This window comes from Pedobacter sp. PACM 27299 (genome assembly GCF_001412655.1).
Taxonomy (GTDB): Bacteria; Bacteroidota; Bacteroidia; order Sphingobacteriales; family Sphingobacteriaceae; genus Pedobacter.
Map to the genome: position 1 here is coordinate 4611317 of NZ_CP012996.1, position 20459 is coordinate 4631775.

General features: G+C 38.8%; 17 protein-coding genes. 7 read left to right on the forward strand and 10 right to left on the reverse strand.

Annotation, left to right across the window (positions count from 1 at the left end; genetic code table 11):
• Nucleotide 1 precedes the first annotated feature (1 nt).
• On the reverse strand, nt 2–478 hold the full coding sequence (locus AQ505_RS19430; RefSeq protein WP_062549708.1) for a GNAT family N-acetyltransferase: 477 nt from the start codon (nt 476–478) through the stop codon (nt 2–4).
• A gap of 222 nt (nt 479–700) precedes the next feature.
• Between AQ505_RS19430 and AQ505_RS19435 the strand changes: the two genes are divergently transcribed.
• Entirely contained in the window at nt 701–2710 is a 2010-nt protein-coding gene (locus AQ505_RS19435; protein WP_062549709.1) for a transglutaminase domain-containing protein, read from the forward strand.
• A 2-nt stretch (nt 2711–2712) separates the two neighbouring features.
• A complete protein-coding gene (locus AQ505_RS19440; protein WP_062549710.1) occupies nt 2713–4605 on the forward strand; it encodes a DUF3857 domain-containing protein in 1893 nt (630 codons plus the stop codon).
• Nucleotides 4606–4635: 30 nt separating this feature from the next.
• Here the strand turns inward: AQ505_RS19440 and AQ505_RS19445 are convergent, their stop codons facing one another.
• On the reverse strand, nt 4636–5910 hold the full coding sequence (locus AQ505_RS19445) for a M16 family metallopeptidase (protein ID WP_062549711.1): 1275 nt from the start codon (nt 5908–5910) through the stop codon (nt 4636–4638).
• The gene (locus tag AQ505_RS19450; protein WP_062549712.1) at nt 5903–7147 is read right to left on the reverse strand and encodes a M16 family metallopeptidase; all 1245 of its coding nucleotides are present in this window, start codon (nt 7145–7147) and stop codon (nt 5903–5905) included. The genes AQ505_RS19445 and AQ505_RS19450 overlap by 8 nt, the downstream gene beginning before the upstream one ends.
• 98 nt (nt 7148–7245) lie before the next feature.
• Between AQ505_RS19450 and AQ505_RS19455 the strand changes: the two genes are divergently transcribed.
• On the forward strand, nt 7246–8370 hold the full coding sequence (locus AQ505_RS19455) for a CofH family radical SAM protein (protein WP_062549713.1): 1125 nt from the start codon (nt 7246–7248) through the stop codon (nt 8368–8370).
• An 86-nt stretch (nt 8371–8456) separates the two neighbouring features.
• On the opposite strand, the gene AQ505_RS19460 is transcribed toward AQ505_RS19455, so the two are convergent.
• On the reverse strand, nt 8457–9302 hold the full coding sequence (locus tag AQ505_RS19460) for a ferritin-like domain-containing protein (RefSeq protein ID WP_062549714.1): 846 nt from the start codon (nt 9300–9302) through the stop codon (nt 8457–8459).
• A gap of 17 nt (nt 9303–9319) precedes the next feature.
• Nucleotides 9320–10036 (reverse strand): ferritin-like domain-containing protein, encoded by a 717-nt coding sequence (locus tag AQ505_RS19465; protein ID WP_062549715.1) that lies wholly within the window; start codon nt 10034–10036, stop codon nt 9320–9322.
• A 228-nt stretch (nt 10037–10264) separates the two neighbouring features.
• On the opposite strand from AQ505_RS19465, the gene AQ505_RS19470 reads away from it, so the two are divergent.
• Together AQ505_RS19470 and AQ505_RS19475 are read left to right on the forward strand one after the other, a co-directional pair.
• Nucleotides 10265–11047 carry a LytR/AlgR family response regulator transcription factor gene (locus tag AQ505_RS19470; protein WP_062549716.1) on the forward strand — a complete coding sequence of 261 codons (783 nt, stop codon included), beginning with the start codon at nt 10265–10267 and terminating at the stop codon, nt 11045–11047.
• 43 nt (nt 11048–11090) lie between these two features.
• Nucleotides 11091–13988, forward strand: coding sequence for a ligand-binding sensor domain-containing protein (locus tag AQ505_RS19475; protein ID WP_062551122.1), 2898 nt, complete (start codon nt 11091–11093; stop codon nt 13986–13988).
• A gap of 358 nt (nt 13989–14346) precedes the next feature.
• On the opposite strand, the gene AQ505_RS19485 is transcribed toward AQ505_RS19475, so the two are convergent.
• The gene (locus AQ505_RS19485) at nt 14347–15018 is read right to left on the reverse strand and encodes an acetyltransferase (RefSeq protein ID WP_062549718.1); all 672 of its coding nucleotides are present in this window, start codon (nt 15016–15018) and stop codon (nt 14347–14349) included.
• 635 nt (nt 15019–15653) lie between these two features.
• On the opposite strand from AQ505_RS19485, the gene AQ505_RS19490 reads away from it, so the two are divergent.
• The gene (locus AQ505_RS19490) at nt 15654–15839 is read left to right on the forward strand and encodes a hypothetical protein (RefSeq protein WP_062549719.1); all 186 of its coding nucleotides are present in this window, start codon (nt 15654–15656) and stop codon (nt 15837–15839) included.
• A 71-nt stretch (nt 15840–15910) separates the two neighbouring features.
• Nucleotides 15911–17029 (forward strand): hypothetical protein, encoded by a 1119-nt coding sequence (locus tag AQ505_RS19495; protein ID WP_062549720.1) that lies wholly within the window; start codon nt 15911–15913, stop codon nt 17027–17029.
• Nucleotides 17030–17037: 8 nt separating this feature from the next.
• Here AQ505_RS19495 and AQ505_RS19500 read toward each other — a convergent pair whose 3' ends face one another.
• The 4 genes from AQ505_RS19500 to tpiA are packed head-to-tail and all read right to left on the reverse strand — an operon-like array spanning nt 17038 to nt 20420.
• Nucleotides 17038–17367: a helix-turn-helix domain-containing protein gene (locus tag AQ505_RS19500; RefSeq protein WP_062549721.1), complete on the reverse strand. Its 330-nt coding sequence runs from the start codon at nt 17365–17367 to the stop codon at nt 17038–17040.
• A gap of 40 nt (nt 17368–17407) precedes the next feature.
• The gene (locus tag AQ505_RS19505) at nt 17408–18763 is read right to left on the reverse strand and encodes a UDP-N-acetylmuramate--L-alanine ligase (RefSeq protein WP_062549722.1); all 1356 of its coding nucleotides are present in this window, start codon (nt 18761–18763) and stop codon (nt 17408–17410) included.
• A gap of 53 nt (nt 18764–18816) precedes the next feature.
• A complete protein-coding gene (prmA, locus tag AQ505_RS19510) occupies nt 18817–19656 on the reverse strand; it encodes a 50S ribosomal protein L11 methyltransferase (RefSeq protein ID WP_062549723.1) in 840 nt (279 codons plus the stop codon).
• Complete coding sequence (tpiA, locus tag AQ505_RS19515) at nt 19656–20420, reverse strand: triose-phosphate isomerase (RefSeq protein WP_062549724.1); 765 nt, start codon at nt 20418–20420, stop codon at nt 19656–19658. The genes prmA and tpiA overlap by 1 nt, the downstream gene beginning before the upstream one ends.
• Between the last annotated feature and the right edge of the window lie 39 nt (nt 20421–20459).

Here is a 20459-nt window from a genome sequence, read left to right on the forward strand (position 1 = left end):
ATTACGCTGTAGGTTCTTCCGGATCTGGCTCGGTATGCAGTCTTTTTTGTTTCGGTCCTTGAGGCCAGATATAACAGGTAGACTGTTTTTTCCAACCCAGGCTTTTATAAAAATCGCCTTTACCAGGAGCAGCGGTCAGGTTAACGAAATGGTAATTGTCGCCCAGCTTCTCATTTAAGGTATTCACCAGGTATTTACCTAACCCATTTCCCTGAAAATCAGGATCCACAATGATATCTGCAAGGATGGCATAATACCTGCCATCGTCTATGGTTCTTCCAAAAGCAATCAGCTGATCTTCTTTATAAATAAATAAAGTCCAGCTGCTTCTTCTAAAAGCTGCTTCTATATCTGCTTCTACCCTTGTTCTCCAATCCACCTTATCAAATAACTCACATACGTAAGTCCAGTCGATCGTCGACAAATCAGGATTTATTTTGTAAGTCAGGTCGTTCACATCTATTTTAATCGGAGACATATTTAGCTTAAAGATTTTAATTGGGCACAAATATCAACAAATAATCCATCTGTATTTAATAGTTTAGATAATTGTGGAAAAATCAATTTCTTACCTAAAAGGCCTAGTTATCATCTGCTATGCGCAACAACAAGATAATTACTTTATTCTAAAAATAAAAACGGGCCACAAATTTTTACTATAGAGAAAAAGTATTTATATTGCACAATCAAATTAACACTCATGAATAAAATCAAGTCAATACTGTGCAGTCTACTGCTCATGACTTCAGTCTATGTCTTTGCCCAGGAAAACGGCAAAGAAATCAAAACATCCAAATTTGGGAAGATAAATCCTATAGAATTTGACATTAAACCGACGGGAGTTGATTCTGCTGCAGCTGGAATCGCCATCTTTGATATTGGCCGCGGATGGTTTGAAATCAGCCCGAAAACTAAAGATTTTGTCTTTGTTTACGAGCGCCATTGCCGCTATAAGGTCATCAATAAAAATGGGTATGACCTCGCAGACCTGGAAATACAGCTCTATAATAACAACGGTTATGAGAGTACCTTAAGTAGCCTGGAAGCCTGTACCTACAATATGGAAAAGGGCAAAATAGTTCCTTACAAACTCAATAGCGATGGGAAATTCTCCGAGAAACAGGATAAAAATTACACCTTAAAAAAGATGACTTTACCTAATGTAAAGGAGGGCTCAATCTTAGAATTCAAGTACAAAGTGACTTCCGATTTCATTTTCACATTGAAAAACTGGTACTTTCAAAAAACCATCCCGGTGTTATATTCCAGCTACAAAATAAAGATTCCCGAATATTTTACTTATAAAACCACTGCAGGAGGCTTTGTTTTCTTAAACCCTAAGATTGTAAATTCCAATGAATCAATCCACCTACCAAGCAGTACGGAAAATGTGAATGTAAATGCTGTGGAAAGCACTTATACCGCAGAAAATGTGCCTGCATTAAAGTCAGAGCCCTTCATTACGACGCTAACTGATTATGTTAGCAAAATAGATTTTGAACTGAGTAGCATTCAGTATCCTCAGCAGATCAGGAAGAACTACACCAATACCTGGCCGAAAATTGTGCAAATGATTAAGGAGAGCCAAAAATTTGGTGGGTTCGCAAGTAAACGAAGTTATCAGAAAACACTCGTGCAACAAATCATAAAAGAGGAGAAAAATCCCGATAATGTAGTCAGTTTAATCTTCGACTATGTGAAAAACAACATCAAGTGGAATAATAAAATGGACTATTATACTTCTGAAAACAATCCTAAATCGGTTATTGAAAAGAAGATAGGGAACTCCGCAGACATCAACCTGACGCTTTATGCCCTGCTAAATGAGGCCGGAATTCCTGCTTCACCGGTGCTATTGAGTACAAGAGGCAATGGAGTCCATTCAGGATCGCCGATGTTGACTCAGTTCGACAATGTGATTGTTGCTATACCCAAAGACGAAGCTTATATTTTTCTGGATGCCATCAATAAAAATCATACTCCAGGACTAATTGCTTTTGACAACCTCAATCATGAAGGACTTAAAGTAGATTTAGAGGGAGAGGCAGGCGTTTGGATACCAATTGAACAACCAGAAGCGAGTAGAAAACAAATTACTTATACCCTGGTATTGGGGGAAGATCATAAATTGACTGGAAAACGTTACTCTTCACTCACAAATTATGAAGGCTTGGACTTTCGCAATACCTACCAGAAATCGATAAATGAAGCTGCTTATTTGAAAAGTTTCAAGAGCAATAAAACAGGTTTGGGCATAAAATCATATGAACTGCTCAATGTAAATAAACAAAATGAGGCTATTGTAGAAACTATGGATATAGAAATCGAGGATAACATAGAAGAAGCAGGCAATCTACTTTACTTTATGCCACTACTCTATGATAGAACTGCAGAAAATCCGTTTAAGCTTGAAGACAGAAAGTTCCCAATTGATTTTGGGCATCCTTTAGAAGAAATGTACCGCATTAGTATTGAGTTTCCTGCTGGCTATCAATTGGAGAAATTGCCAAAAAGTGAAAAAATAAACTTAGGTGATGAAAGTGCTTCATTTACATTTCTGACAGCCTCAGAAGGAAATAAGCTACAAATCAGTAGTAAAATATCCATCAAAAAAGCACTGTACACTCCCGAAGAGTATAAAGACCTACAGAACTTCTTCAAAAACATCGTGAGAAAGCAGGCAGAACAAGTGGTATTAAAGAAGATCTAAGGATGAAAAGAATAATATTTATGGTCATAGTGGGTTTTACCAGCCTAAATTTGACCGCCCAGGGAGTTTACGATGTGAGTAAAATTCCTGCAGCACTTTTAGAAAATGCACATTCTGTAGTTAGAAATGAGACGATGACCTATGAAGTAAAGAGTATAGGATCGGCCACAAGACAGTTTAAAGTTGCCATCACTATTTTAAATGAAAGTGGAGAAGGTCGTTCAGACTTTAGCGAGTTTTACGATAATTTTTCCAGTATCTCTAATTTAAAAGCAACATTATACGATTCAAGAGGCCAGAAAGTTAAAGAGTACAGAAATACAGATTTTAAAGATCAAAGCGCTGTTTCTGATGGTTCGCTATATGAAGAAAGCAGAGTAAAATATTTGCATTTCAGACATACCAGTTTCCCCTATACCGTTGAATACAGTTATCAGATAGATTATAAAGGCTTGCTTTCCTATACTTCCTGGATTGCGACAAATTCTTTTGGAATAGCCGTTGAAAAATCGGAATACACCTTTAAAATTCCTAAAGAACTCAGTTTTAAGTATCAGCATAGCAAAGGGCTAAAAACTGATTCTAGCCTGGTCAAAGACAAGATGGAATACAAATGGACCTGTATGGCGGCACCAGCATTGGAATATGAATTATTAAGCACTGGAATAAAAACGGTTACGCCTTGGGTTAGCCCTACCCCAAATCAATTCGAATATGACAATTCAAAAGCTAATATTGAGAATTGGAAAAATCTGGGCTCCTGGATATTTGAGCTGAGCAAAAATGGCCATACGCTTACAGGATCAGCAAAGATTAAAGTGCATCACATTATAAAAGATGCAGGATCTACAGCAGAAAAAATAAAATTATTGTATCAATACCTACAGGAAAATACCAGATATGTAAGCGTTCAATTGGGCGTTGGCGGTTTTAGACCAATCTCAGCAGAAAAGGTATCTGCAGTTAATTATGGAGATTGCAAAGGACTCTCAAATTATATGAAAGCCCTATTGGAAGAAGCAGGAATCAAATCCAACCTAGTTGTGATTGGTAATGGGATGCCTTCTCTGGATCGTAAATTCGCAAGCATGAACCAAGCGAACCACATGATCCTTTGTGTGCCCCTGGGAAAAGATACTACCTGGTTGGAATGTACTAGTAGCTATACTCCGGTAGGCTATATTGGCAAAGGAAACTCCGGAAAAACGGTATTACTGGTAACGGAAGAAGGCGGAAAACTTGTAGAAACACCTGTACTTAAACCGGAAAGTAATTACATGAAAAGCAGCTCCAAAGTACTACTGCATGAAGAAGGATCGGCAGAAATTCAGATAGACAGTAAATATGCTAATGCACAATATGAAGATCAGTTGAGCATGCTGTTGATGGAACCCGTAGAACAGCGTAAAAGGGTGATGAATTCCTTCTCCATACCAAATATGGAAATCAGCTCATTGAGTTATACCAGACCGGATAAAAACCTACCCATGATCAACTCCAGTCTTCAACTAAAGAGTAGTCAGCTGATCACTAAAGGAGGAGATAAACTATTCCTGACCTTAAATTTATTAAATAGGATAGAAAACACACTCACCGCTATAGAACATAGAAAAACACCTTTTGCGGTACCATATGGCTACATGGATGAAGATGAGGTCGTCTATACTATCCCTCAGGGATTCAAGATTGAGTTTGCGCCTAAAGATGTAGCTGTGGACTCTGAATTCGGAAAATATACGGCAACGGTGGTCATCAAAGATAACACACTGACTTACCAGCGTAAGATCATCATCTCTAATAAAACCTATCCTGCCGAAAAATACAATGATTATGTGGCTTTTCGTAAAAAGCTGCATCAGGCAGATAAACAAAAAATTGTCCTGGCTAAGCTATAGCAGCCAGGACAATTTTCATAAAAACGCTTTTTATTTCTTTCCTACAATGACTTTACTAAAGTCGGTTGTATTCAAATATTGGTTGGCCAGTTGTTTTAAATCTTCTGGTGTGATCGTTTTCACTGTTTTGATATAGTTATCATAATAAGTGTAATCTAAGCCAGAGAAATATGCATTTTTAAACTTATCTGCATGAGAAAACGCATTTTCTAGACTGCCTAGCATAGAGCCTAACATGTAATTACGTACCAGATTCAATTCTTCTTCCGAAACCAGCTCTGATTTTAATAAATCAATCTCTTTTTCGATTTCAATCAGGGTGTTGTTACAAACCTCTGTCCCAACTTCCGTAGCAATAAAGAAATAACCAGCATCTTTCAAGGAAACAATTGCGGAGCCAATCCCATAAGTATAACCTTTATCCTCACGGATATTGGCCATTAAACGGGATCCGAAATACCCACCCAGCAAACAATTCATCACTTGAAATCCAGGGAAATCTTTGTGTTTTCTGGTGATAGCCAATTTCCCCATACGGATGGCCGATTGGATCGCATCTGCCTTTTCAATCAGCAGTTCCTTCCCCGCTATCGGAGAAAAGTCGAATTTGTTGACTGCAGATGGCTCATTGTTGTTCCAGGTTTTTCCTAAAATATTATTCAAAAGATCAAACTCTGATTGTTCAAACTTCCCAGCAATAAAGATAGTACAGTTTTCAGGTTTATAAGCAGCTTTGAAATAGCTAAGTAGATCTGCCTGCTGTATCGCTTCGTAATCTGCGGCTTCGATGTTTGAACCATAACTGGAATCTCCAAAGATAGCATGTGCAAAATGCTTTCTGGCTAAGAAATCATTCTTCTGCAAGCTTACTTGTAAAGATTGTTTTTGATTCTGTACATAAATATCAAGTTCCTGCTGAGGAAAAACACTTTCGTTGAGGATAGATTGCAATATTGGCAATACCGCAGCCAGGTGTTTATTCAAGGTATAAACTTTTACGCTCGACTGGTCTGCACCATATTCCGTTTGTAGAAAAGCACCATAATAATCTACCTTTTCAGCAATCTCTTTGGCCGTTAATTTAGCCGTTCCGTTATTGATCAGGTGGCTCACGGTAACCGCTTGTAATGGTTTATTCTGGTCCCAGTTTACGTTTTCAAAGATAAACTCAATACGTACCAGTTCCTGTTTACCAGCATTGATAGTAAATACAGGGATTCCATTATTTAGCTGCTGTTTTAGTGGCTGAATAAAATTTATTTCATCTACCTGTTTTGATTCAGGCGCTAATGTACGATTAAGCATCTTGGGCAGTTAAATAGTATAAAATTGAAGACTGTTCTTTAACGAAGGTGCGTTTTGCCACCTCCAAAATACGCGATGAAGTCACTTCATGGTACCTGTCGATCTCTGTGTTCAGCATATTTGCATCCCCTAATAACTCATAATAAGCCAGGTTCATGGCCTTATCTAAAAGGCTCATTTCTGCGAATACGATGATAGACTCCGACTTGTTTTTCACTTTCGTGAGCTCGTCTACAGTCACTTCTTCGGTAGCAATGGCATTCAGTTCTTTCCAGATCGCCGCTTCTGCTGCTTCCATCGTCACCCCTTCTACCAATTTACCTTCAACAATGAATAGACCTTTGTCTATACTTCCGGTGAGGTAGGCATGAATATCACTGAACAATTGCTGTTCTTTAAGCAGGCTATTGTATAATCTGGAAGATTGGCCCTGAGAAAGAATATCAGACATCAGGTCGTAAACCTGGTAGTCTTTATCCGCACGATCCGGCATTTGGAAAGCCATGTAAATTGCATTCAATGGCACTTCTGCAACCACTGTTTCCTCACGGGCAGCAGTTTGCTGTGGTTCTACAGGAAGGTTTCTTTCAATTTGTTCCCCGGCAGGGATAGAAGCGAACCATTTTTCAGCCAATGCTTTCACTTCTTCAGTTTTCACATTTCCCCCAACCACCATAATGGCATTCTTCGGGTGGTAATGTTTCTTGAAAAATGCTTTTACATCTTCCATTTTAGCATCTTCAATCTGCTTTAAATCTTGTCCGATAGTTGCCCAGCGGTAAGGATGTGCTTTATAAGCAAGCGGTCTCAGCTTCAACCAAACATCACCGTAAGGTTGGTTCAGGTATCTTTGTTTGAACTCTTCACAAACCACATTACGCTGTGTTTCCAGACTTTTCTCTGAAAAAGCAAGGCTCAGCATGCGGTCACTTTCCAACCAAAAAGCCGTTTCCAGATTGGTAGCCGGTAAAGTGATGTAATAGTTGGTGATGTCATTGCTCGTAAAAGCATTGTTTTCACCGCCTACTCTTTGTAAAGGCTCATCATAGCTCGGAATATTTACAGAACCACCAAACATCAGGTGTTCAAATAAATGAGCAAAGCCGGTTTTATCTTGTTCTTCGTCTCTTGCACCAACGTCATATAGAATGTTTAACACCGCCATAGGCGTTGTATCATCTTCGTGTACCAGGACACGCAATCCATTGGCCAATGTAAAACGGTTAAAATCTACCATATGTATATAAATAATCTGGCAAAGATAAGCATAAAGCAAAAGGGAAATGTGATAATAATGTGAAATAAAAAGAAAGGAACTTATGGTATATTTGCAGTATGAATACAGCCGAATTATTGCATAGGGCGCTAAAATTCGACTTTCTTACACAAGAAGAAGGCGTTTTTCTGTATCACCATGCGTCAACTGCCGAACTGGCCTATGTGGCCAATGAACTGAGGAAAAAACAAGTACCTAGCGGGAAAGTCACCTGGCAGATAGACCGAAATGTAAATACTACCAATGTATGTATTGCGAACTGTAAGTTCTGTAACTTTTTTAGAAGACCAGGACATGACGAAAGCTATATCACTGACATTGAAACTTATAAAGTTAAAATTGAAGAGACTTTCAGATTGGGCGGAGATCAGTTACTGTTGCAGGGTGGCCACCATCCAGACCTCGGACTGAAATTCTATGCTGATCTGTTTAGAAAGTTAAAAGAATTATATCCTGACCTGAAGCTCCATGCTTTAGGTCCGCCAGAAATTGCCCATGTGGCTAAACTGGAAGGAATTTCACATACCGAAGTTTTGAGTGCTTTAAAAGCAGCAGGAATGGATTCTTTGCCTGGTGCAGGTGCAGAAATCCTGAACGATCGCGTGAGAAGGCTGATCTCCAAAGGTAAATGCGGTGGAAAAGAATGGTTAGATGTGATGCGTGCAGCACATCAACTAGACATCACCACCTCAGCTACCATGATGTTTGGTCATGTGGAAACCATTGAAGAACGCTTTGAACACCTTGTGTGGATCAGAGAAGTGCAGAGCGAAAAACCGGCAGATGCCAAAGGTTTCCTTGCTTTTATCCCATGGCCTTTCCAGGATGACGGCACATTATTGAAGAGATTAAGGGGCATCAGCAATAATGTTTCTGGAGATGAGTACATCAGAATGCTTGCGCTGAGCAGAATTATGTTGCCTAATGTTAAAAATATTCAGGCTTCCTGGCTTACGGTAGGTAAAAATGTAGCTGAACTATGTTTACATGCAGGTGCTAATGATTTTGGATCGATTATGATTGAGGAAAATGTGGTTTCTGCCGCTGGTGCACCACACCGTTTTACAGCGAAAGGAATTCAGGATGCGATCAGAGAAGCTGGTTTCGAGCCTCAGCTTCGTGGTCAGCAGTATAATTACCGTGACCTTCCAGAACATTTGGAAGAACAAGTTATCAATTACTAAAGAACAGGTGATTAAAAGGTAAAGAAAAAAGGGAAGGAGCACTCGCTCCTCCCCCCATCTTAAACCTAAACAAATCCCTATGTTATTTAAGAAACCCCAAATAGCTTCACAATATCTAATACTTGCTGTGTAGTTAATGGCTCATCAAATGATTCTGAAGCGGCATTCGCAGTCACTGCAGTTCCATTAATTCCAGTAATCGTAATTCCTGCCTGGATCACATTTTCTTCTCCTGCATATACCGCTGCTGCATTTGCAACACCGCTATCATTACCACCGGTAATCCATGGTTTAATAGAAAAGCCATTCTGTGCACGCATGTAACGGATTTTCGCAGCATGACGCGCTTCAACTGAGTGAATATTCAATGCTGCTTCGAGCACGCCACCCTGCCCCACTAATGCTGGAGCCTGACCTTTATAGGCACGAACTCCAGTATCTTCCAATGCCTGAGCAACGGCAAGAAAAATACCATAATTACCTGTTGCAAATGGATTTGGGAAAGCACCGCTTGCAGTCCAGTCATAGCTAGGTTTAGCAGTAACTGCATCTGAACCAATCACTCCTTTTAAAAAATTAACGTGTGAAGTTTCATGTGCAGAAATGATCCCAATAGCTGCTTTATCCAAAGTTGCCTGTGTAGATCCTGAGAAATCCGCACCACCAGTGGTTTTCAATGCCTGAGTATAAAAAGCGGCTTCAAAATGCTCCAGCGTTAAAGCAAATTGCAATACTGCTTTGACATTAGCAGGTAATGTACTTTGTCCGTATGCTTTGTTAAACATTGAGCCTAGTGCCAATGGTACTGCAGCCAGACTTATTTTTTTTCCTACATTGAAAAACTCTTTCATTGCAGTTCTACGTGGACTAAAGCGTTCATACACTTCTCCATCTACTTTTTCAATTTCTTCTAATATATCGACGATATTCATGATGTTTCAGGTTAAGGCTATAAATTAATCACGTTGATTTTTGTTTTGACGAATCCACCAGCAATAGCCAGTACTGCTTTTGGGTCACGGGAGGTCTCTAATCCGTTTACGGCATCCACTACTTCTACGTTAGAGAAGGAGTTCGGTGAAATCAGCTCTCTGATATAAGCCGCATGACGCGCTTCTACAGAAACGATTTTTCCAGCCAAGGTCAGATAAGTTGTACTTTTCAGTAATTTTCCTGCGCCATTATAAGCGGAAACGCCTAAATCTTCGAAAGCTTTTGCAGTCCCCAATACACTGGTTCTATCGGCGAAATTGATTTTTGAAAAATCAACTTCCAGTCCTGCGATGGCGGATGTACCCAGTGCATTTTTGAAAAATTCCCGGTGGGCAATTTCATGAAACTGTATATCTTTAAAGTAAGCCAGCTCTGCTGCGCTGATATTAGCATACGGAGTGGCAGCTACCTGAATATAAAATGCAGCCTCTAATTGCTCCAGGGCATAAGCATAATTTAAGACCCCGAAATCGTCTTTAAAATCAAGGGTAACTCCCCCCATACTTCCACCATTATCAATGATGTTTTTATCTTTTTTACATCCGGCAGCGATCAAAGCGATGCCTGCTGCGCCTGCACCTGCAAATTGCAGAAATGAACGGCGTTGCAATGGAGCGGTAAGAATACTGCGTTCCTCTTGCAGCACTTCTTTTTCATCGTGTAAGTTTTTCATAGTTGTAGCTTTGAGTTAAAAAATCATGGTTTTGCATCTGCAAATCATAATTCAAGTTTTTAGTTCAAAAGTTTATGAAACTTACCTGCGCAGGTTTAGTTTTCTAAAATTTCTTAGGTTTTATAGAGGCACTTACGGCAGAAATGAGTGCTTGGTTTTCAGACTAGTCAAAAAATATTCTTACATCCCTCATTTTTTTAATAAATTGACCCTATAAACCCCATAGAAGTGCTAAATACGATTATTGTTGACGATGAAGAATTTGCCCGGTCCTCTCTTTATTTCCTACTTCAGGAGAATTGCGAGAACATTCATATTTCCGGAATTGCAAAATCTGTAGCAGAGGCAAGGCTGCTATTGAGCAATCACCAGATCGATCTGATCTTTCTGGACATTGCTATGCCCGGTGAAAATGGATTTGAACTGATCCCTCAGGCACAGCAGTACAATTCACATGTAATCTTTACGACTGCGTTTGATCAATATGCGCTGAGGGCTATCAAAGCCAATGCATTGGATTACCTGTTAAAACCTATTGATATCGATGAGCTCAAGCTCGCTGTAGAAAAAGCAGGAAAATACATCTCCCTGAATAAAAAAGAATACAACAGGAATGAAAGCTTACAAAACCTGGCTGCGAATCTTTCAGACCGCTCTGAAATCCGAAAAATCAGTCTGCCCAATGGCCAGGGCTATTCTTTAATAGACATCAACGATATTATTCACATTGAAGCAGACAGTAATTACTCTGTTTTTCATCTGTCTAATAAAGAAAAAATCACCGTTTCCAAGGTCTTAAAAGAATATGAAGAAATTCTTCCTGAGCAGCAATTCGTGCGCATCCATAAATCAAGTATTGTAAACTTGAACTACTTAAAGGAATACAATTCGAAAAATGGTGTCGAAGTGCTTTTAAAAAATGGCGAAAAGATTGCCGTTTCCAGAAGACGTGCCAGTGATTTTGCGGAAAAAGTTAAATCCTATATCCGAATTGAAAGTGATAAATCCTAATAAAAAAAAGGTGGTAAGACTGATTCTTCCCCTTATCTTGTGTATGTTAGGCAGCCTAACGGCTTTTGCGCAAAGTACCTATCTGCAGCATTTTGACACGAAAGCCGGCTTACCCAGCAACAACTGCTTTTACACCATGCAGGATAGTAAAGGCTATATCTGGATCGCTACGGATGCGGGAGTAAGTCGTTTTGACGGGAAAATTTTCGAGACTTTTTCGGTGAATGATGGTTTGCCTGACAATCAGATTCTTCAACTAAAAGAAGATAAAGATGGCAAAATATGGTTCCTGGCCTTAAACGGCCAGCTCAGTTATTTTTTTAACGGAAAAATCTACAATGAAACCAATAACCAGCTGTTAAAGCTCTTAAAATTCAATGCTGTTATTGTTTCTTTTTTCCAGGATAGCAAAGGAAGGATCTGGTTAGGCACTAATAAAAATACCCTGGTGATGTACAATGGCAAGTCGATCACGAAATACATTTCCGCAGACCACGATCGTCAGTTTATCAATGCCTTTGTCCACGAGGACGAACAGGGAAAAATATGGGCCATCAGCAATACCTCTGTTCGTGTCATGGAACAGCACACCTTCAAAGTTGTTCCGCATCAGAGCTTGCCCTTATCTTATAAAACAGCCTTGAATTTACCAAATAAAACCCTTGCCTACCTGGATAAAAGGGGCTTGAACATCAGAAGAGGGAATCAGGAAATATTGAAATTAAAGCTAAGCCCGGAACTCCTGAACAATGATCCTGGGTATTTCTATACCGATCAAAACATGAACCTGTGGGTGAGTAATGCTACAGGGATTTACCATGTGGAAGCTGATGGAAAAACCCAGCGCTATCTGAATAACATCTCCTCCAGTCAGGTGATCAAAGATGCGAAGGGGAATATGTGGTTTACCACTACTAATGGTATTTATATGCTTCCACAGCAAAATGAACGCCTATATGTGTTTAATAAGAGTAATGGCCTGAGCAGCGATATTGTAAAAAGCATTGCCCACGACGACCGCAACAGGCTTTGGCTTGGTCTCGATGAAGCAAAAATCAACCTCATAGACCTTAAAGATAGTGGGGTTAGTAAAATCGCATTGCCGGATCAAAAAAAATACAACATCATCAAACAGCTGGCTTTTGACTCCTTGAATCATGCCATTTATTTTGCCTCTGATTATGGCCTCGGCAGGATCAATGACATTTACCAGCACACCCGGCAAATTGATTTCCTGAAGGAAACCAATAACTCTATGTTTGTCATTAAAAGTTTTAGTATTGCTGCAGGAAAGCAACTTGCATTGGCACTTTCTTCTGGAGTCGTGATTATTCCCGATCGGCAAAGGAGGTTTGAATTCACTTCCCTATCCTTTAAGCAAGGAGAAGATTTCTTTAACAACCGCTCTTACCGGGTGTTTTATGATCAGGCCCAGCAACTTTGGTTTTCCAATGTGAATGGCTTATCGCAGTTTTCTAATGGGATATTGACCAATTTCTTTGTCAAACAACCACTGTTAACAAAAAGAATCAATGACATACAGGAACTTTCCGACCATACGATTGTATTGGCAACAGATGGGAATGGCCTTATTTTCATGAGAAATGGCCGTATTTTAAAAGTCATCACGCAAGAAGATGGCCTTGCTGATAACATTTGCAAAAGGCTATTTGTAAAAGACGACCAGACTTGGGTAGTCACCAATAATGGCATCAATAAAATTGATTTCAAAAATGACAAGGCGGTCGTAGAATCCTTTGGTTTTACGAACTCCCTATTAACTGATGATGTCAATTGCTTATTTATAGGAGATAAAAACGCCTATTTTGCAACCAATAGCGGTTTGGTTTATTTTGATGTGAATTACTCTATTCATAAAAATGAAGCACCAAAGGTTTACATCACTTCCGTGCTGAACAATAAAAATAAGCTGGGTATGAACCACCCGGATCATATATTGGAGCCTTCTAATAATAGCATTACGTTTTTTTATAGTGCCATTGATTTCCAGAATAAAAACATTTTATACCGTTATAGATTAAAACCGGATGCACCATGGACCGAGACCCGGAGTCGCAGGATTGAATTCTCTAGCCTAGAGCCAGGAGCTTACGTCTTTGAGCTCTCGGCAAAATCCAATAACAGCGACTGGAGCAGTCCTGCCAAAGTAAGCTTCGTGCTGAAAGCTTACTTCTGGCAAACAACCTGGTTCCTTGTGCTGGTATTTTTACTTGCAGGACTCGCTTTTTACAAGTTGGCAGTCGTCGTTACACGCCGTCAAAAAAACAAAGAACAGGAACAGCTGCTCTTAAAGAATAAAATCCTAATGCTGGAACAACGCGCTTTACAAGCGATGATGAATCCTCATTTCGTATTTAACGTAATGAATTCCATCCAGCATTATATCAACACAAAGGACACCAATTCTGCTAATAAGATCCTGACAGGTTTTGCAAAGCTAATCAGGAAGAACCTGGAAATCTGTACACGGAGTTTCATTACACTCGAAGAAGAGCTGGATTACCTGGAGCTTTACCTGAGCCTGGAAAAGAAAAGATTTGGAGATAAACTGATCTATCAAATCCGGGTGAGTTCAGCCATCGACAAGGAAGAAACGATGATTCCTTCCATGATTCTTCAGCCTTATATTGAGAATGCGATCTGGCATGGTATTATGCCTAAAGAAGAAGGAGGTAAAATCGACATCCTCATTGACCTAAAAGGCCCCGATCACCTCATCATTAAAATTATAGATGATGGCGTAGGAATAGAAAACTCTTTGAAAAATAAAAAAGGGGAACATCAGAGTAAAGGAATGGACCTAACAAAAGAACGCATCCATTTATTGAACCAGGTAGAAGCAAATCCTATACAGATTAGTGTACAGCAAACTGGTTTATCTGGCACATTTGTGTCCATTTCTATCCCTATGTACCCATAAATTACCGTTTACTCAATTATAAGTACCACTTACTAAGTAAAAAGAATTGATATCTAAATTTGCACTAAACTTGTTATAGATATTAAAACAAACATAGTTTGTAAAAAGCGTTCTTATAGAATTGATCAAAGATATTTTACCTAACCTAAAACTATATCTCAATTCAGGTTTCATTTGTGTGTTAAAAAATGGTAAAGCCTCAAACTTTACCATTTTTTTTGCCCTTGATTTTCCCGCATCAAAGTCCAGTCCAGTCCAGTCCAGTCCAGTCCAGTCCAGTCCAGTCCAGTCCAGTCCAGTCCAGTCCAGTCGCAACAGTTCTTGAACTGTCTAGATAAGTATTAAAACTTTGTTTTAATTATAGAACTTGAGCTGTTTTGTGGAACAGTGTAAACCGCTTCGCGTCCCCTATCCTTTGAATTGTTGGTGGATTGGAAATGATAACATCCTCTTCTGTATTCTTTGTCACAAATACCCCAGCACCAATAATATTGTTATTTCCTATAAACACATCTTCTTTCACGGATGAATTGATCCCTAGGAAAGAATTATTTCCTACCGTCACATTTCCTGCAAGGATATTACCCGAGAGCAGTACATTATCCCCAATTGTGGAATGGTGACCGATACGTGCGCCAATTAACATGCAATTATTACCAACCTTAACAAAAGGCTGAATATCACAACACTGGTCTATAAAAATATTTTGCCCAACTATTAAATCCGGCCAAAGATTTGCTTTTGAGGAGATGTAATTTGCAAAACCATATCCAGCTTCCTTTACCTTATAGTAAAGGCTTTCCCTGGCACTATTTCTACCTATTGCAATATGCATTAAGTAATCTTCTTTTGGATATTGCTCTGAAACCTGATAAAAACTAAGTATCGGCAATCCGAGCAATGTGGTACCAGGCTCTGGCACATAGGCTTCATCTACACAAAAAGCAACCACTTCATGAGGACTATCGTTGTTAAAAGAGTAGCAAATAAATTCTGCCATTTTTCCAGTTCCATAAATAACTACTTTCATAATTTTATGTCTTTCGTTTGAATATGCCAAATAAAGATATGTTAAAATGAGCGTAAACATTACACAAACTGCCTTATTGAGAAACACACATCACACAGTTTTACAGTCAATTAGCTATAAAAATCAGCAATTAGAAGGCTTAACTGAACATATATTCCACCTTTTCAGTAAAAGCACTCCTATTTAATAGAGGAATGGATAATTCTTCGATTGTAAACCCATTTCACATTTTTAGCTTTTTAGATTTACAATTTTCAGCAGCAGTAGACTTAGGTTGAAGCTCAAATTATTAGTTTTTTAGGATTAAAAAAAAATCAGCCCCCGCTTCCCATTCATTAATTTTCAAAAAAAAACATAATTCCATTTGAACTAATCGCGAAAGTATTTAAGCTTCACCTTATTTATCAAATCAGAAGAAACTTTTCTGCAATTACGGACGGATTTCAATAAAAATTATACTGCTAAGCAACACATGATTTCAGTGATTTTTTTTTTAAAATAACTCTTCCCATAAAAGTTTTTTATACTAATTTTGATGCACGAAAAAATCAAATAAACACCGTTGTTTATATTTAAAAAGATTTTTTGTAATTTTAGCGTATCCATACAAACCTTACTGAATTTATTTTTTTGTAATGAAAGATCCAAAAAAACCTACTAGTAAAAGTTCATTAGTTGACCCTGAAACTGACATCGATGATTCAAGTGAAGAAACCGGCAACAAGAAGTCGTATCAAGATGAAGACGACGACTTTGACATGCCTTTAGATGATCTGGATGGCTTCGATAATTTCAGTGACGACGATGACGACGATTATTAAAGAACAGTACATAGTATCTCTTTAAGCATCCCCTATAGGGATGCTTTTTATTTTAATTCAGCCCAGCATACATGCAGATTATACCCGTATCCGATTCAAAGACAAAAAAGGAATTTTTAAATGTGGCCCGTTTTCTTTACAAAAATGATCCCAACTGGATTTGTCCGCTGGATAATGATATTGAGCAAATATTTGATGTGAAGAAGAATACCTTCTTTAACCATGGAAAATGCGCCCGCTGGATCTTAAAAGATACTGCCGGTCAAACCGTTGGCCGGGTTGCTGCTTTTATCAATGACAAAAAAGCACATCAATACGAGCAGCCTACTGGTGGCATGGGCTTTTTCGAATGTACGGCCGATCAGCATGCAGCTTTCCTCTTGTTTGATACTGCAAAACAATGGCTGCAGGAACAAGGAATGGAGGCCATGGACGGTCCAATCAATTTCGGGGAGAATGATTCTTTCTGGGGTTTACTGGTAGAGGGCTTTACGCCGCCTTCTTACGGCATGAATTACAATCATCCATACTATCATGACTTTTTCAAAAACTATGGATTTGAGAAGTCTTATGAGCAGATCACCAATCACCTGGCAGTTAGAAAGCCATTCCCTGAACGCTTTACCAAAATTGCCAACTGGGTAGCCAATAAACCTGGTTATACTTTTGAACATTTCTCTAAGAAGAATTCTGAAAAATACGTACAGGACCTGATGGAAATCTACAATGATGGCTGGCAGGATTTTGAGAAGTTCGTTCCCATTAAAAAAGAAACCTTACAGGAAAGCTTTAAAAAGATGGAAACCATTATGGATGAAAAGCTGATCTGGTTTGCTTACATCAATGGAGAACCTGCCTCCTTTGTGGTAATCATTCCTGATGCCAATCAAATGATCAAAGGATTTAACGGTAAATTGGGCTTAATTGAAAAGTTGATGTTCCTTTACAAACGCTGGGTTGGCGTTAATAGGATGCGTGCCATCGTGATGGGAACTAAGAAATCTTTCCAGAAACATGGATTAGAATCTGCACTTTTTATTAAACTTAAAGAATATGTGCTGCCTTTAAATCAATATGATGAGCTGGAATTGAGTTGGGTAGGAGATTTTAACGACAAGATGCTGTCGATACATGAAGCAACAGGTGCCACTTTTGGCAAACGACACCTGACGCTACGTAAAATATTTTAATAGCAAGCCTATCTTTCGCGGATTTCCTCATAAAGATCAATTACCTTCTTTTGGAGTTTAATGATCTCTTCTTCTCTCAAAGCAAGTTTATCTTTAAGGGCATTAATTTCTTCAAAATTAAGGGACTGCGGGTTCTCACCTTCTTTGGAGATAATGTCCATCGTCGATACCTGGAATAGGTTAGCAATTTGCTCTAATCTGGAGATGTTAATATCTGTAATACCAGTTTCTATTTTTGAAAAGGCAGGAATTGAAATATTTAGACGTTTGGCCACTTCCCCTTGGCTCCAGCCGTTCTTCTGGCGTAATTGTCTAATGTTTTTTCCAATGATATTCATGTGATAAATTTAGGTGTATTATTCTAGTTTGTACTTTATGCTAGTTAGTAGTCAACTCACGTGCCAATCTCACCAAATCTAAGCCACCAAAATTACCAGAGCTCATTAATAATAAATTTGTGTGATTAAAATTCATACTCATTAAGTAATCTTTTAATTCGTCAGAATTATTAAAAAACTGTAATTCATTACAATTAAACGCATTTTGTACATCAAATTTGCTAAATGGTTTAATCTTTTTATGTTTAAAAGTTTCCTCATCAATGAATACAACTGAACAGTCAGCTTGTTTCATTGTATCTCTATATTGTGCTAAAAATTCTTTATTCAAACTACTAAATGTATGTAACTCTATACACGCTACCAATTTCCTTTCCGTAAACTGTGTTTTCACAGCTTCTATGGTCGCTTTCAACTTTGAGGGGGAGTGTGCAAAGTCTTTATAAACGTTCGTATGGTCCTTTTTGATCAATACTTCCAGTCTCTTTGCAGCACCTGTAAAGGAAGAAATTGCAGCATTAAACTGTTCATTATTCAGACCTAAAGCCTCACAAACTAAACGTGCCGCATTGAGGTTCATCAAGTTATGATTTCCAAACACATTTAACTCTGTGTGTTCAGGTAAAAGATAAGTTACACCATCTTTCACTTCATGCTCGGGAATCCCGTATCCTATTTTCTGTACATTGGTCGTAGACCTTGCCACCAATTGATTTAAATCTTCATCGGCAGTACAGTAAATCAATTTTCCTTCCGGTTGAATGGTATCAATAAACAACTCGAACTGACGGGTATAATCTTCAAAAGTTGGGAAAACATTGATGTGGTCCCAGGCAATTCCACTAATTACTGCAATATTTGCTTTATATAAATGAAATTTTGGTCTTCTGTCTATTGGAGAAGCTAGGTATTCATCGCCTTCAATAATGATGAGCGGAGCTTCTTCTGTGACTTTTACCATCGTATCAAATCCCGCCAGCTGGGCACCTACCAGGTAATCAAAATCGCGATTATAATAATTTAATACATGAAGGATCATAGAGGTAATCGTGGTTTTACCATGGCTACCACCGATTACTACACGAAGTTTATCCTTAGTTTGCTCGTAGATATATTCTGGGTAAGAGTAGATCTTAAGACCTAATTCCTGAGCTTTCAGCAATTCCGGGTTATCCAGTAAGGCATGCATTCCTAAAATTACGGCATCAAGATCCGCTGTAATCCTACTGGCATCCCAGCCCATTTGCTCAGGCAAAATGCCATGTCGGGCTAATCTGCTTACTGAAGGCTCAAAAATAACATCATCAGAACCTGTTACCTGGTAGCCTTTTTTATGTAAGGCAATGGCCAGATTGTGCATGGCACTACCGCCAATTGCTATAAAATGTATGCGCATATTACAATGATAAAATAAGGTGCAAAAAAATACCGCCGGAGCGGTATTGATCTTTAATCTTTTCTAAACTGGGCAGCAACCCATTCTCCTATTTTTTTATGGTCAACATACCTGATCTGCAAAGTTTCACAGGCTGTTTTAATCATATCCAGATCTGGGCTTTCATAAAACCCACTGAAGAAAATACTTCCTCCTGAGGCCAGAACATCAGCATAAGTAGGGATTTGGTCCAATAGAATATTTCTATTGATATTTGCCAGAATGATGTCGAAAGTTTGCTGAGGAATGGTTTCCTTACCACCGCAGGCAGCGGTTAAGTTGGTAATACCGTTCAGCTCAGAATTTTCTAAGGTACTCAGGTAACACACCTCATCGTTATCAATCGCGACCAATGATGCTGCACCTTTTTTAGCCGCTAAAATTGCAAGAATCCCTGTTCCACAGCCCATATCCAGGATATTTTTCCCATGAACATCAGTAGACAGAATGTATTGCATCATCATGGTGGTGGTTTGATGGTGACCGGTACCAAAAGCCATCTTAGGATCAATCACAATCTCATATTGATATTGTGGCTGAGGTTCGTGGAAAGTCGCCCTTACATAACACTGCTCATTGATAATAAGAGGTTCAAAGTTCTTCTCCCACTCCTCATTCCAATTTTCCGCAGCAATCTCTGTAATGTCGTACGTAATTTCCAGTTCTTCTTTATAACTATCCAGCACTTCCTCTAAATTTTCTAACGAATAACTGTCCAGGTCAATAAATGCGGCAAAGCCATTTTCGGTATCTTCAAATGTATTAAAGCCAATCTCCGCCAAATCACTGATCAGCAAATCCTGCTGATATTCTTCTATCGCTGTAAAGCTGAATGTTACCTTGATGTATTGCATTAAGAATTGAAAGTTTTAACGATGTCAGTAAAGTCTCTTGATTTCAATGAAGCACCACCGATCAATCCACCATCAATATCCGGCTGAGCGAATAATTCTGCTGCATTTTTCGGGTTACAGCTACCACCATAAAGAATACTGGTACCTTCTGCAATTTCAATACCATATTTAGTAGCAATTTCAGCGCGGATAAAAGCATGAACTTCCTGTGCTTGCTCAGAAGAAGCGGTCAAGCCTGTTCCAATTGCCCAAACTGGTTCGTAAGCAATCACAATTTTAGCAAAATCAGCTGCTTCTAAACCAAAAACACCGTTTACCAATTGAGATTTAAGGACATCAAAATAACTTCCGTTATTTCTTTCGTCTAAAGTTTCACCGATACAAAAAAGTGGCGTAAGGCCGTTTTGTAAAGCGATTACTGTTTTTTGAGCCAATAACTCATCCGTTTCCGCGAAATACTGACGTCTTTCTGAGTGTCCGATGATGACATATTCGCAGCCTACAGATTTGATCATCTTTGCAGAAGTCTCTCCTGTAAAAGCGCCACTTTCATTTTGGTGACAATTTTGAGCACCAATTTTAACGGTTTCACCACCTAATTGTGCCAAACTGTTTAAATGAATGAATGGAGAACAGATGATGGCGATTTGGTCACCTTTTTTCTCATCTCTTACCATATTTACGATTTCTGAGAATAAAGATACCCCTTCGGCATAGTCTAAATTCATTTTCCAATTTCCGGCAACGATTTTTTTTCTGGTCATAATTTTATTGTTTTAGCGCCATGAAGCTAAGATAAAGGC